Annotated in this window: 10 protein-coding genes; 6 read left to right on the plus strand and 4 right to left on the minus strand. The window is 57.6% G+C overall.

Annotated elements, in window-relative coordinates; translation table 11 throughout:
* Positions 1 to 111: 111 nt before the first annotated feature.
* Together lptG and lptF are read right to left on the minus strand one after the other, a co-directional pair.
* Complete coding sequence (lptG, locus tag ACZ6J2_RS14495; protein ID WP_024906346.1) at positions 112 to 1194, minus strand: LPS export ABC transporter permease LptG; 1083 nt, start codon at positions 1192 to 1194, stop codon at positions 112 to 114.
* A complete protein-coding gene (lptF, locus tag ACZ6J2_RS14500) occupies positions 1194 to 2294 on the minus strand; it encodes an LPS export ABC transporter permease LptF (protein ID WP_024906345.1) in 1101 nt (366 codons plus the stop codon). The genes lptG and lptF overlap by 1 nt, the downstream gene beginning before the upstream one ends.
* A 266-nt stretch (positions 2295 to 2560) precedes the next feature.
* Between lptF and pepA the strand changes: the two genes are divergently transcribed.
* The 5 genes from pepA to ahr all read left to right on the plus strand — a co-directional run bounded on the left by pepA (position 2561) and on the right by ahr (position 9187).
* Complete coding sequence (pepA, locus tag ACZ6J2_RS14505) at positions 2561 to 4072, plus strand: leucyl aminopeptidase (RefSeq protein ID WP_023309366.1); 1512 nt, start codon at positions 2561 to 2563, stop codon at positions 4070 to 4072.
* Positions 4073 to 4158: 86 nt separating this feature from the next.
* Positions 4159 to 4602, plus strand: a complete 444-nt coding sequence (gene holC, locus ACZ6J2_RS14510; RefSeq protein ID WP_008502815.1) for a DNA polymerase III subunit chi — start codon at positions 4159 to 4161, stop codon at positions 4600 to 4602.
* Entirely contained in the window at positions 4602 to 7457 is a 2856-nt protein-coding gene (locus ACZ6J2_RS14515) for a valine--tRNA ligase (protein WP_471726028.1), read from the plus strand. The genes holC and ACZ6J2_RS14515 overlap by 1 nt, the downstream gene beginning before the upstream one ends.
* A 123-nt stretch (positions 7458 to 7580) precedes the next feature.
* Positions 7581 to 8084 (plus strand): GNAT family N-acetyltransferase, encoded by a 504-nt coding sequence (locus ACZ6J2_RS14520; protein WP_033146756.1) that lies wholly within the window; start codon positions 7581 to 7583, stop codon positions 8082 to 8084.
* A gap of 83 nt (positions 8085 to 8167) precedes the next feature.
* Positions 8168 to 9187 (plus strand): NADPH-dependent aldehyde reductase Ahr, encoded by a 1020-nt coding sequence (ahr, locus tag ACZ6J2_RS14525; protein WP_033146757.1) that lies wholly within the window; start codon positions 8168 to 8170, stop codon positions 9185 to 9187.
* A 92-nt stretch (positions 9188 to 9279) separates the two neighbouring features.
* On the opposite strand, the gene ACZ6J2_RS14530 is transcribed toward ahr, so the two are convergent.
* Positions 9280 to 10926 carry a dihydroxyacetone kinase subunit DhaK gene (locus tag ACZ6J2_RS14530; protein WP_471726029.1) on the minus strand — a complete coding sequence of 549 codons (1647 nt, stop codon included), beginning with the start codon at positions 10924 to 10926 and terminating at the stop codon, positions 9280 to 9282.
* Between the two features lie 138 nt (positions 10927 to 11064).
* Between ACZ6J2_RS14530 and ACZ6J2_RS14535 the strand changes: the two genes are divergently transcribed.
* Entirely contained in the window at positions 11065 to 12567 is a 1503-nt protein-coding gene (locus tag ACZ6J2_RS14535) for a helicase HerA-like C-terminal domain-containing protein (protein ID WP_471726030.1), read from the plus strand.
* Here ACZ6J2_RS14535 and mnmL read toward each other — a convergent pair.
* Positions 12547 to 13488 (minus strand): tRNA modification radical SAM protein MnmL/YtqA, encoded by a 942-nt coding sequence (gene mnmL, locus ACZ6J2_RS14540; protein ID WP_471726031.1) that lies wholly within the window; start codon positions 13486 to 13488, stop codon positions 12547 to 12549. The genes ACZ6J2_RS14535 and mnmL overlap by 21 nt on opposite strands.
* Positions 13489 to 13626: the final 138 nt, after the last annotated feature.

Raw genomic sequence — 13626 nt, forward strand, 5'->3', positions numbered from 1 at the left:
GCTCAATAATACTCAAATTCAGGGCGAGGCGTTGAAGGTTGTGAGAAAAAGTGCGGGGTGAAACAGGAGATTAGCCTCGCTCCCGGTTAACCGGAAGCGAGGAGAGGTCAATCAGGAGCGTTTCAACAGCAGCCAGAGGCTGATCAGGAGGAAACTGGCGCTTGGCAGCAGCGCACCAATTATTGGCGGAATGCCATAAACCAGCGTCAGCGGACCGAAGATCTGATCGAGGACGTAGAACACAAAGCCGAAACTGATACCGGTCACGACGCGCACGCCCATCGGCACGCTGCGTAACGGGCCGAAGATAAACGACAGCGCCATCAGCATCATCACCGCCACGGACATCGGCTGGAAGATCTTGCTCCACATGTTGAGCTGATAACGTCCCGCATCCTGCCCGCTCGACTTTAGGTATTTCACATAGTTGTGCAAACCGCTGATGGAGAGCGCGTCAGGATCCAGCGCAACAACACCGAGCTTGTCAGGCGTCAGGTTGGTCTTCCACGTACCGGTTACCGTCTGAGAACCCGTAATCTGTTTCGGATCGGTCAGGTTAGATTCATCAACCTGGGACAAACGCCACTGTTTATGTTCGGCGTCAAATTTCGCCGAAGAGGCGTGGCGGACTGACTCCAGACGGCGCTGGTCATCGAAAGCATAGATGCTCACCCCCCCCAGTTCATCATTCCCCTTCACCCGTTCGATGTAGACGAAGTTTTTACCGTCTTTCGCCCATAAACCTTGTTGAGTCGAGAGCAGCGAGCCGCCGTACATGGCCTGAGCACGGTAGTTACGCGCCATCTGTTCGCCCTGCGGCGCGACCCACTCGCCAATCGCCATGGTCAACAGCACCAGTGGGATCGCGGTTTTCATGACCGACAGCGCAACCTGCATGCGGGTAAAGCCCGAGGCCTGCATAACGACCAGCTCGCTGCGCTGCGCCAGCATCCCCAGCCCCAACAGCGCGCCCAGCAGGGCCGCCATCGGGAAGAAGATCTGTACATCTTTCGGCACGCTGAGCAGGGTATACATCCCCGCGCCCATCGCGTCATAGCTCCCCTGGCCGGCTTTTTTCAGCTGATCGACAAATTTGATAATGCCGGAGAGCGACACCAGCATGAACAACGTCATCATGATGGTGGTAAAAATGGTTTTACCGATATAGCGATCAAGAACGCCAAACGCCTGCATTAGATGGCTCCTTTACGCGAGAATCGGGCACGTATGCGGCGCACAGGCACCGTATCCCACAGGTTTAATCCCAGCGCCAGTAAGATGTACAGGCTGTTGACGAACCATGTCCAGACCATAGGGTCCAGCTTACCCTTCGCGCCGTTAGAACGAATCGAGGTTTGCAGCAGGAAATAGATCAGGTAAAGCAGCATCGCCGGCAGCATAGAGAGCACACGTCCCTGGCGCGGGTTCACCACGCTCAGCGGAACGACAATCAGCGCCATCATAAACACGGTGAATACAAGCGTAATACGCCAGTGGAACTCAGCGCGCGCTCTGTCGGTATCGGTATTCCACAGGGTACGCATGTCCATTTGCTCGGTATCCGTTGGATCGAGCGCCACCGCCTGATGGCCGATAATGGCCTGATAGTTCTGGAAATCCGTAATACGGAAGTCGCGCAGCATGGCGGTGCCTTCGAAACGGGTGCCTTTGTTCAGCGTCACGATCTGAGAACCATCTTTGCGCTGAGCAAGCTGACCGGAGTCTGCAACCACCACGGAAGGACGCGCGTTACCTTTGGGACGTAACTGCGCCAGGAATACGTCGTTGAATTTACTGCCGTCAACGCTCTCAATGAACAGCACGGAGTTACCGTCGGTCGCCTGCTGGAATTGCCCCTGGGCTAAGGCTGCCATGCCGGGGTTGGCTTTCGCTTCGGCCAGCACTTCGTCCTGATGACGGGAAGACATGGGACCCGCCCACATCACATTCACCGCCGCGACAATACCCGTGAACAGCGCCAGTATCATGGCCGCTTTCACCAGTACCGCTTTGCTCAGGCCACAGGCATGCATCACCGTGATTTCACTCTCGGTGTAGAGTTTCCCAAGCGTCATGAGCAGGCCAAGGAAAAGACTTAGCGGCAGGATGAGCTGCGCCATTTCCGGGATCCCTAAGCCAAGCAGGGAAAGCACCAGATTTGTTGGAATTTCGCCGTCAACGGCCGCACCGAGGATCTTAACCAGCTTCTGACAGAAAAAAATCAGCAGCAGGATGAAGAGGATCGCCAGTTGGCTTTTGAGCGTCTCCCGCACCAGATATCTTATGATTATCACTTTAAATACGCCCGTAAAAACCCGTCTCTTTGCAGGAATTTCGCTTGTTTCATGGCTTAAACGTCATTTATTCTCTTGAGTCGTCGAAATCATCGCTAAGATTAAAACATCCGGCGGATTCACGCTTCAGGACTTTTTCTGACGTGTCGAAACCGTAGTAACGTAAGATTAACACGAAGTCACCACAACAGCGGACATGAGTTACGAAAGGTTTCAATTCTATCCGTAGCTGCCGCCGTTGTCTTTAAGATTCAGGAGCGTAGTGCATGGAGTTCAGTGTAAAAAGCGGTAGCCCGGAGAAACAGCGGAGTGCCTGCATCGTTGTGGGCGTCTTTGAACCACGCCGACTCTCCCCGATCGCCGAGCAACTCGATAAAATCAGTGACGGCTATATTAGCGCCCTGCTGCGCCGTGGCGAACTGGAAGGCAAACCTGGGCAGACGCTGTTACTGCACCATGTTCCGAACGTACTGTCAGAACGTATTCTGCTGATTGGCTGCGGCAAAGAACGCGAGCTGGATGAACGTCAGTATAAGCAGGTAATTCAGAAAACAATCAATACGCTGAATGATACTGGCTCAATGGAAGCCGTCTGCTTCCTGACGGAGCTGCACGTTAAAGGGCGTAACACCTACTGGAAAGTGCGTCAGGCGGTTGAAACGGCAAAAGAGAGCCTGTACAGCTTCGATCAGCTGAAGACCAATAAAAGCGAGCCGCGTCGTCCTCTGCGTAAAATGGTCTTTAACGTGCCAACCCGTCGCGAGCTGACCAGCGGCGAACGTGCGATCCAGCACGGTCTGGCGATCGCGGCCGGCATTAAAGCGGCCAAAGATCTCGGCAACATGCCGCCTAACATCTGTAACGCGGCGTACCTGGCCTCTCAGGCGCGTCAGCTGGCCGACGCCTACAGCAAAAACGTCATTACCCGCGTCATCGGCGAACAGCAGATGAAAGAGCTGGGGATGCACTCTTACCTGGCGGTCGGTAACGGCTCGCAGAACGAATCCCTGATGTCCGTCATCGAGTACAAAGGCAATCCGTCCGAAGACGCGCGCCCGATTGTGCTCGTCGGTAAAGGCCTCACCTTCGATTCCGGCGGTATCTCCATCAAGCCTGCCGAAGGCATGGATGAGATGAAGTACGACATGTGCGGTGCGGCGGCGGTTTACGGCGTGATGCGCATGGTCGCGGAACTGCAGTTGCCTATCAACGTGATCGGCGTACTGGCGGGCTGCGAAAACATGCCTGGCGGGCGCGCCTATCGTCCGGGTGACGTTCTGACCACCATGTCCGGCCAGACCGTTGAAGTGCTGAACACCGACGCCGAAGGGCGTCTGGTGCTGTGTGACGTGCTGACCTACGTTGAGCGCTTCGAGCCGGAAGCGGTGATTGACGTCGCTACCCTCACCGGAGCCTGCGTGATTGCGCTGGGCCACCATATCACCGGCCTGATGTCGAACCACAACCCGCTGGCGCATGAGCTTATCGGTGCCTCAGAGCAGGCCGGGGACCGCGCATGGCGTCTGCCGCTGGGTGACGAGTATCAGGATCAGCTGGAGTCTAACTTTGCGGATATGGCGAACATTGGCGGACGTCCTGGCGGGGCGATCACCGCGGGCTGCTTCCTGGCACGCTTCACCCGCAAGTACAACTGGGCGCACCTGGATATCGCGGGCACCGCATGGCGCTCCGGTAAAGCCAAAGGCGCAACCGGTCGTCCAGTGGCGCTGCTGTCGCAGTTCCTGCTGAACCGCGCAGGTTTTAACGGCGACGAGTAAGTCAAAACGGCAGTAAACCGTAGGCCGGGTAAGGCGAAGCCGCCGCCCGGCTTAAGCATTTAAAGTGAGCACAAGAAGCCCCATATATGAAGAATGCAACGTTCTACCTTCTGGACAACGACACCCATCAGGATGGCCTCAGCGCCGTAGAACAGCTGGTGTGTGAAATTGCCGCAGAACGTTGGCGCGCAGGTAAACGCGTTCTGATTGCCTGTGAAGATGAACAGCAGGCGATTCGCCTGGATGAAGCGCTGTGGGCGCGCCCGCCGGAGAGTTTTGTGCCGCATAACCTGTCGGGCGAAGGCCCGCGCGGCGGTGCACCGGTTGAAATAGCCTGGCCGCAAAAGCGCAACAGCAGCGCGCGCGATATTCTGATTAGCCTGCGGATAGATTTTGCAGATTTTGCCACCGCTTTCACAGAAGTGGTAGACTTTGTCCCTTACGAAGAATCTTTGAAACAACTGGCGCGCGAACGCTATAAAGCGTACCGCCTGGCTGGTTTTAACCTGAATACGGCAACCTGGAAATAATGGAAAAGACATATAACCCACGCGATATCGAACAGCCGCTTTACGAGCACTGGGAACAGCAGGGCTATTTCAAGCCTAACGGCGACGAAAGCAAAGAGTCCTTCTGCATCATGATCCCGCCGCCGAACGTCACCGGCAGTTTGCATATGGGTCATGCTTTCCAGCAGACCATCATGGACACCATGATCCGCTACCAGCGCATGCAGGGTAAAAACACCCTGTGGCAGGCGGGGACTGACCACGCGGGTATCGCGACCCAGATGGTGGTTGAGCGTAAAATTGCCGCTGAAGAAGGAAAAACCCGCCACGACTACGGTCGCGACGCGTTCATCGACAAAATCTGGCAGTGGAAGGCGGAATCCGGCGGCACAATTACCCGTCAGATGCGCCGTCTCGGCAACTCCGTGGACTGGGAGCGCGAGCGCTTCACCATGGACGAAGGCCTATCCAACGCCGTTAAAGAAGTCTTCGTCCGTCTGTACAAAGAAGACCTGATTTACCGCGGCAAACGCCTGGTAAACTGGGATCCAAAACTGCGCACCGCCATCTCTGACCTGGAAGTGGAAAACCGCGAGTCTAAAGGCTCCATGTGGCACATCCGCTATCCGCTGGCCGATGGCGCAAAAACCGCCGACGGTAAAGATTACCTGGTGGTTGCAACGACCCGTCCGGAAACCCTGCTGGGCGATACCGGCGTGGCCGTTAACCCGGAAGATCCGCGTTATAAAGATCTGATCGGCAAATTCGTGGTGCTGCCGCTGGTAAACCGCCGTATTCCGATTGTGGGCGACGAACACGCCGACATGGAAAAAGGCACCGGCTGCGTAAAAATCACCCCTGCACACGATTTCAACGACTATGAAGTCGGCCGTCGTCACGCCCTGCCGATGATCAACATTCTGACCTTCGACGGTGATATCCGCGAAAGCGCAGAAGTGTACGACACCAAAGGCAACGAATCCGACGTTTACTCCAGCGACATCCCGGCAGAGTTCCAGAAGCTGGAACGCTTTGCCGCGCGTAAAGCCATCGTGGCAGCCGTTGACGCGCTCGGCCTGCTGGAAGAGATCAAACCTCACGATCTGACCGTGCCGTACGGCGACCGTGGCGGCGTGGTTATCGAGCCAATGCTGACCGACCAGTGGTACGTGCGTGCCGACGTGCTGGCGAAACCGGCTGTCGAAGCGGTTGAAAATGGCAGCATTCAGTTCGTGCCGAAGCAGTACGAAAACATGTACTTCTCCTGGATGCGCGACATTCAGGACTGGTGTATCTCCCGTCAGCTGTGGTGGGGTCACCGTATTCCGGCGTGGTACGACAACGAAGGCAACGTTTACGTTGGCCGTAGCGAAGACGAAGTGCGTCAGGAACACAACCTGAGCGCGGACGTTGCGCTGCGTCAGGACGAAGACGTGCTGGACACCTGGTTCTCCTCCGCGCTGTGGACCTTCTCCACCCTCGGCTGGCCAGAAAACACCGACGCGCTGCGTCAGTTCCACCCAACCAGCGTGATGGTGTCCGGCTTCGACATTATCTTCTTCTGGATTGCCCGCATGATCATGATGACCATGCACTTCATCAAAGACGAAAACGGCAAGCCGCAGGTTCCGTTCCATACCGTCTACATGACCGGTCTGATCCGCGACGACGAAGGCCAGAAGATGTCCAAGTCCAAAGGGAACGTGATTGACCCGCTGGATATGGTTGACGGTATCTCTCTGGAAGATCTGCTGGAAAAACGTACCGGCAACATGATGCAGCCGCAGCTGGCTGAGAAAATCCGCAAGCGTACCGAGAAGCAGTTCCCGAACGGGATCGAGTCTCACGGTACCGACGCCCTGCGCTTCACCCTGGCGGCACTGGCCTCAACCGGTCGTGACATCAACTGGGACATGAAGCGTCTGGAAGGTTACCGTAACTTCTGTAACAAGCTGTGGAACGCCAGCCGCTTCGTGCTGATGAATACCGAAGATCAGGATTGCGGCTTCAACGGCGGCGAGATGACGCTGTCTCTGGCAGACCGCTGGATCCTGGCGGAATTCAACCAGACGGTGAAAGCGTTCCGCGAGGCGCTGGACAGCTACCGCTTCGATATCGCGGCGGGCATCCTGTATGAATTCACCTGGAACCAGTTCTGCGACTGGTATCTGGAGCTGGCGAAGCCGGTGATGAACGGCGGCACTGAGGCGGAGCTGCGCGGCACGCGCAATACGCTGATTACCGTTCTGGAAGGTCTGCTGCGCCTGGCGCATCCGGTCATTCCATTCATCACCGAAACCATCTGGCAGCGCGTGAAGGTGATTGCAGGCATCAACGCCGATACCATCATGCTGCAGCCGTTCCCGGAATTCGATGCGGCCAAGGTTGATGAAGCGGCGTCCGCGGATACCGAGTGGCTGAAACAGGCGATCGTTGCGGTACGTAACATCCGCGCTGAAATGAACATCGCCCCTGGCAAACCGCTGGAGCTGCTGCTGCGTGGCTGCAGCGAGGCTGCCGTTCGTCGCGTCACCGAGAACAACACCTTCCTGAAAACCATGGCGCGTCTGGAAAGCATCACCGTGCTGCCTGCGGATGACAAAGGTCCGGTTTCCGTGACAAAAATCATCGACGGCGCCGAGCTGCTGATCCCAATGGCGGGCCTGATCGACAAAGACGCCGAGCTGGCTCGTCTGGCGAAAGAAGTGGCAAAAGTCGACGTGGAAATTGGCAAAATCGAAAGCAAGCTGGCGAACGAAGGCTTTGTCGCCCGCGCGCCGGAAGCGGTCATCGCGAAAGAGCGCGAGCGTCTGGTTGCCTTCGCCGATGCGAAGACCAAGCTGATCGAGCAGCAGGCGGTTATCGCAGCCCTGTAATGCTTTTACCCCTTACGCTTCAGGGCGTAAGGGGTATCCTTCCTGAAAACTCCTCGCTTGCACTCCCCTTTCTGCGGTGCTATTAACAGCAGTTATGTGTCAATTTTTGTAATGAGTAATGCTATGAGCGTGATTACCCCCGTCGCGACGACGATGCGCCGGATCGCTGAGCAGGATAACCCGGCAATCGCCGCCGTTATCCGCACCGTTTCTGCCGAATATGGCCTGACGGCTGACAAAGGCTACACGGTTGCCGACCCGAACCTGGACGAGCTTTACCAGCTCTACAGCCAGCCAGGGCATGCCTACTGGGTAATCGAGCTGAACGGTCAGGTTGTGGGCGGCGGCGGCGTGGCGCCCCTCAGCTGCAGCGAGCCGGATATCTGTGAGCTGCAGAAAATGTATTTTCTGCCAACGGCGCGCGGGCAAGGGCTGGCGAAAAAGCTGGCGCTGATGGCGCTGGACCACGCGCGCAAGCAGGGTTTTACCCGCTGCTACCTGGAAACCACCGCTTTCCTCAAAGAGGCCATCGGCCTGTATGAACATCTGGGCTTTGAGCATATCGATGCGCCGCTGGGCTGTACCGGCCACGTTGATTGCGAAGTCAGGATGCTGAAAAGTCTGTAAGTTTCGTTCCTGCCCTGTTCTGTTAAGCGGCTGTAAACTGAATGCTCTACACTCTCAGTTCACACCACAACGGGGGAAACACGATGTCGAAGATAAAAAGCTACGCCGCACCGCAGGCGGGTGCAGAACTTGAGCTGTACGAGTACGATGCGGGCGAACTAAAAGCAGAAGACGTCGAAGTACAGGTTGATTACTGCGGGATCTGCCACTCGGATCTCTCGATGATCGACAACGAATGGGGCTTCTCGAGCTATCCGCTGGTTGCCGGGCACGAAGTCATTGGCCGCGTCGTGGCGCTCGGTAGTGCCGCACAGGACAAAGGGCTGAAGGTAGGCCAACGCGTGGGCATTGGCTGGACGGCACGCAGCTGTGGTCACTGCGACGCCTGTATCAGCGGGAATCAGATCAACTGCCTCGAAGGCGCCGTTCCCACCATTCTGAACAAAGGCGGTTTTGCCGACAAACTGCGCGCCGACTGGCAATGGGTGATCCCGCTGCCGGACAGCATTGATATCGAATCCGCAGGTCCGCTGCTGTGCGGCGGTATCACCGTCTTCAAACCTCTGCTGATGCACCACATCACCGCCACCAGCCGCGTGGGCGTCATCGGTATTGGCGGCCTGGGGCATATCGCCATCAAGCTGCTGCACGCGATGGGCTGTGAAGTCACGGCGTTCAGCTCCAACCCGGCGAAAGAGAAAGAAGTGCTGGCGATGGGTGCGGATAAAGTGGTGAACAGCCGCGATCCTGACGCGCTGAACGCGCTGGCTGGGCAGTTTGACCTGATCATCAACACCGTTAACGTGGATCTCAACTGGCAGCCGTACTTTGAGGCGCTGGCCTACGGCGGTAACTTCCACACCGTAGGTGCCGTGATGAAGCCACTGCCGGTTCCGGCGTTTACCCTGATCGGCGGGGATCGCAGCGTGTCAGGCTCCGCGACCGGTACGCCGTTTGAGTTGCGCAAGCTGATGAAGTTTGCCGGACGCACCAAAGTGGCGCCGACCACCGAACTGTATCCGATGTCGAAAATCAACGAAGCGATCCAGCACGTGCGTGACGGCAAAGCCCGCTACCGCGTGGTGTTGAAAGCGGATTTTTGATGTGATATTGGCGGGGAATGTGCGGCCTGATTCCCTCACCCCAACCCTCTCCCACAGGGAGAAGGCGCACACACTAAAAACGGTAACGGTCGTTACCGTTTTGCATCTACCATGGCCTTAAACACCTCAGCCACCGCGACCGCACCGGGATCCATTACCCCATCCAGATTCTCTTTATTCACATACGACGAGCGCCCCGCGCCGGCTTTCGCCATTTTCGCCGTTGCTTCGGCACCGTGCTGTGCTGCCTTCGCCGCTGCATCGACATCGCCTTTCAGCAACGCCTCCAGCGCCGGCTGCAGCGCGTCGATCAGGGTACGATCGCCGAGATCTGCCCCACCGTACTGCTTCATCTGCGCCAGCCCGCTGAGCAATGCCTCGGGCAGCGGCTGACCATCGTGAAGCTTTTGCCCGGCCGCGGTGAAGAAGATCGACATCAGCACCCCGCTCGATCCGCCCATCACCGTCGCCAGCCGCTCGCCCACCAGCAACAGCAGCGTCGATACGTTATCAAGCGGGAGCTTGCGATCCTCCAGACGCTGCGCAATATCCCGCGCCCCTTGCGCAAAAGTGGAGCCGGTATCGCCGTCGCCCACTTTGGCATCCAGCGCGTTCAGTCTGTTTTCCAGCTGGAGCAGCGTTTTCGTCACCGAGGAGACATACTCGCCCACCCGCAGATTGTCCGACGGAGTGTATTCCACGCGATCGTGAATGGCGGTATGTGCCACGGTGCGCAGTGGCGCAAACGCCACGGGCTTCTGCCAGCCCAGCGTTTCGACCTCGGCGTGAATCGCCTTTTCAAAGAAGTCATTGAGCTTTAGCAGCGTGAGCGAAAAGCCCTTCATGTCCAGCGCGCTCACCAGCGGCGCGGGGCCTATCAGGTACGCGATCTCCTCTTTCAGCGCCGAATGCGCCAGCTCTTTGGTCAGCAGCGCCATCTCCAGCGCCGAGACGCCGCCAAGATTGTTAATCAATACCGCAAACCGCCCTTCTCCCGCCTGCGCGCGTAACGGCGTCACCAGCGTGTCGATAATGGCTTTACTGTTCTGCGTATCCACGACGGAAGCACCGGGCTCGCCGTGAATGCCCAGCCCCAGCTCGACATGGCCCTGCTTAATGCGCCCCTCTTCCTCGTCGCTGCCCGGCAGGTTGCACGTTTGCATCGCAACGCCCAGGCTCCAGAGGTTATCGCAGGCCTGTTGCACAATATCCCGCACCTCGCTTAGCGATTTCCCGTGCTCCGCCGCATAGCCCGCAATCTTATGCACCAGTGCCGTACCGGCAATACCGCGCGGCTGTTTGTTATCCGGCAGCGCGATATCGTCCGCCACGATCGCCATCTCCACCTTGAGTCCGTAGCGTTTGGCTTTTTCAGCCGCCAGGCCAAAGTTCAGGCGATCGCCGGTGTAGTTTTTGACGATCAGCAGACAGCCGCGATCGCCCGTGACCGCCACAATGGCGTTCAGCACCGCATCCACGCTCGGCGAGGCGAACAGATCTCCACACACTGCCGCCGTCAGCATCCCTTTGCCGACAAACCCGGCGTGCGCGGGTTCGTGGCCTGAGCCGCCGCCGGAGATCACCGCCACGCGGCTTTTGTCCCAGTCGCCGCGGGCGACGATCCTGATGGCCGGATCGATATCAAGTTTGACGAGGTTTGCGTGTGGCGCAGAAAGCAGTATGCCTTCAATGGCATCGTTGACCAGCTGTTTGCGATCGTTAAAGAAGAATCTGGACATCGTTTCTCACTATTTTTGTGAACCGTATGCAAAAGCATAGTCCGCGCTGGATAATGCGCCGCAAAGTCAGGAATTTACTCAACCAAATTGCGGTCAGGTTGCCTATACTCCACCCAGGACAAAGAGAGGAAGCGCATCATGAGTACACCATTGTTAATTGCCCGGACGCTGGAGAAAGAGCTGTATTTACTGCCTGCGATGGCGAACCGCCACGGTCTGATCACCGGAGCGACCGGGACAGGGAAAACCGTCACCCTGCAAAAGCTGGCAGAGTCGCTTTCGGAGATTGGCGTACCGGTCTTTATGGCTGACGTGAAAGGCGATTTAACGGGTGTGGCTCAGGAAGGTACGGCCTCTGAGAAACTGCTCGAACGGCTGAAGAATATTGGCATCACGGACTGGACGCCGCATAACAATCCGGTGGTGGTATGGGATATCTTTGGTGAGAAAGGCCACCCGGTGCGCGCTACCGTCTCCGATCTCGGCCCGCTGCTGCTGGCCCGTCTGCTTAACCTCAACGACGTGCAGTCCGGCGTGCTGAATATTATCTTCCGCATTGCCGACGATCAGGGGCTGCTGCTGCTTGATTTCAAAGATCTGCGCGCCATTACCCAGTACATCGGCGATAACGCCAAATCCTTCCAGAACCAGTACGGCAATATCAGCAGCGCCTCGGTGGGTGCCATTCAGCGCGGGTTACTGACGCTGGAGCAACAGGGCGCAGAGCACTTCTTCGGCGAGCCGATGCTGGATATCAAAGACTGGATGCGCACCGACAGCAGCGGCAAAGGCATCATCAACATTCTGAGCTCCGAGAAGCTCTACCAGATGCCAAAGCTCTACGCCGCCAGCCTGCTGTGGATGCTCTCAGAGCTCTACGAACAGTTACCGGAAGCGGGCGATCTGGAAAAACCGAAGCTGGTCTTCTTCTTTGACGAAGCGCACCTTCTGTTTAACGACGCGCCGCAGGTATTGCTGGATAAGATTGAACAGGTCATTCGCCTGATCCGCTCCAAAGGCGTTGGCGTCTGGTTTGTCTCGCAAAATCCGTCGGATATCCCGGATAACGTGCTCGGCCAGCTTGGTAACCGCGTGCAGCACGCCCTGCGCGCCTTTACGCCGAAGGATCAAAAAGCGGTAAAAGCCGCCGCGCAAACCATGCGCGCCAATCCTGCCTTTGATACCGAAGCGGCGATTCAGGCGTTAGGCACCGGTGAAGCGCTGATCTCGTTCCTGGATGCGAAGGGCAGCCCGTCCGTGGTGGAACGCGCCATGGTGATCGCGCCCTGCTCGCGCATGGGGCCCGTTACCGACGATGAACGTAACGGCTTGATTAACCACTCTCCGGTTTACGGAAAGTACGAAGACGAGGTTGATCGCGAGTCCGCGTTCGAGATGCTGCAAAAAGGAGTGCAGGCGACAACGGAGTCGCAGGATGCGCCTGTCGCTAAAGGGCAGTCCGTCGCCGTGGATGACGGTATTCTCGGGGGGCTCAAAGATATCCTGTTCGGCAGCACCGGGCCGCGCGGCGGCAAACGCGACGGCGTGGTACAGACCATGGCGAAAAGCGCGGCACGGCAGGTCACCAATCAGATAGTACGCGGCATGCTGGGAAGTCTGTTAGGCGGCCGTCGCCGGTAGACGGGGAACCCACGGACGACCAAGCGCTGAGCCCTGTACGCCGTTCTCCTGCAGATAGCGGTCGATTTCCACCATCCCCGTCCAGCGGTTCTCACACCATAGCGGTGCCAGAAGCGTTGGACGGCGGGCGCTGGCCGAGATGCGGTGGTAGACAATTTCCGGCGGGGTGTGGCGAATCATCTCCCCCGCCGTCACCGTATAGTCCTCAAGCTCAATACCGCTTAACCGCCCGGCTTCCCAGGCTTTCGCCATAATGCTTCCCGTAACAATATGCAGCGGGTGCAGCTTAATGCCGTCCACGCCGGTCTCAACCACCTTTTCCAGCGTCTCCAGGCCGTGCTGCTGCCCTTCACCCGGCAAGCCGACAATCAGATGCGAGCAGACCTTCAGCCCGCGCTCGCGGGCCAGGCGCGTGGTACGCTGGTAGCAGGCGAAATCATGGCCACGGTTAATACGGTGCAGGGTTTTGTCATGCGCGGTCTGCAAGCCCAGCTCCAGCCAGATCTCGTAGCCTTGTTCTTTGTACTCGCCGAGCAGGTCCAGCACCGCGTCCGGTACGCAGTCCGGGCGCGTGCCCACGCACAGCCCAACGATGTTAGCCTGGCTGACGGCCTGCTGATACATAGAGCGCAGCACCTGCACCTCCGCCCACGTGCTGGTGTAGGCCTGAAAATAGGCCAGATACTGCTTCGCGCGGTTCACCAGGCTGGCCTGATGGACAAGCTGTTCAGCGATAGAGTGATGCTGCTGGGCTTCGTCAGCAAAGGACGCAACGTTACAGAAGGTGCAGCCGCCGCGCCCGATGGTGCCATCGCGATTCGGGCAGCTAAACCCGCCGTGCAGCGTCAGCTTATGAACCTTTTGTCCGTATCGCTGCAAAAGATCCCCACCAAACATATTGACTAATTTCTGTAACTGCATAATCTGATAGACCGTCCCGGAGAAAGGGGACAAGCCTGCCACTTTTAGCCTCTGTCGGCGATGACCTGGATCAATCGCCCCGGACGGCCTTTATCTATATGAATAAATAATCAGGATTACTGCAATTTCATTCACGCC

The organism is Enterobacter sp. E14S, from assembly GCF_055666685.1.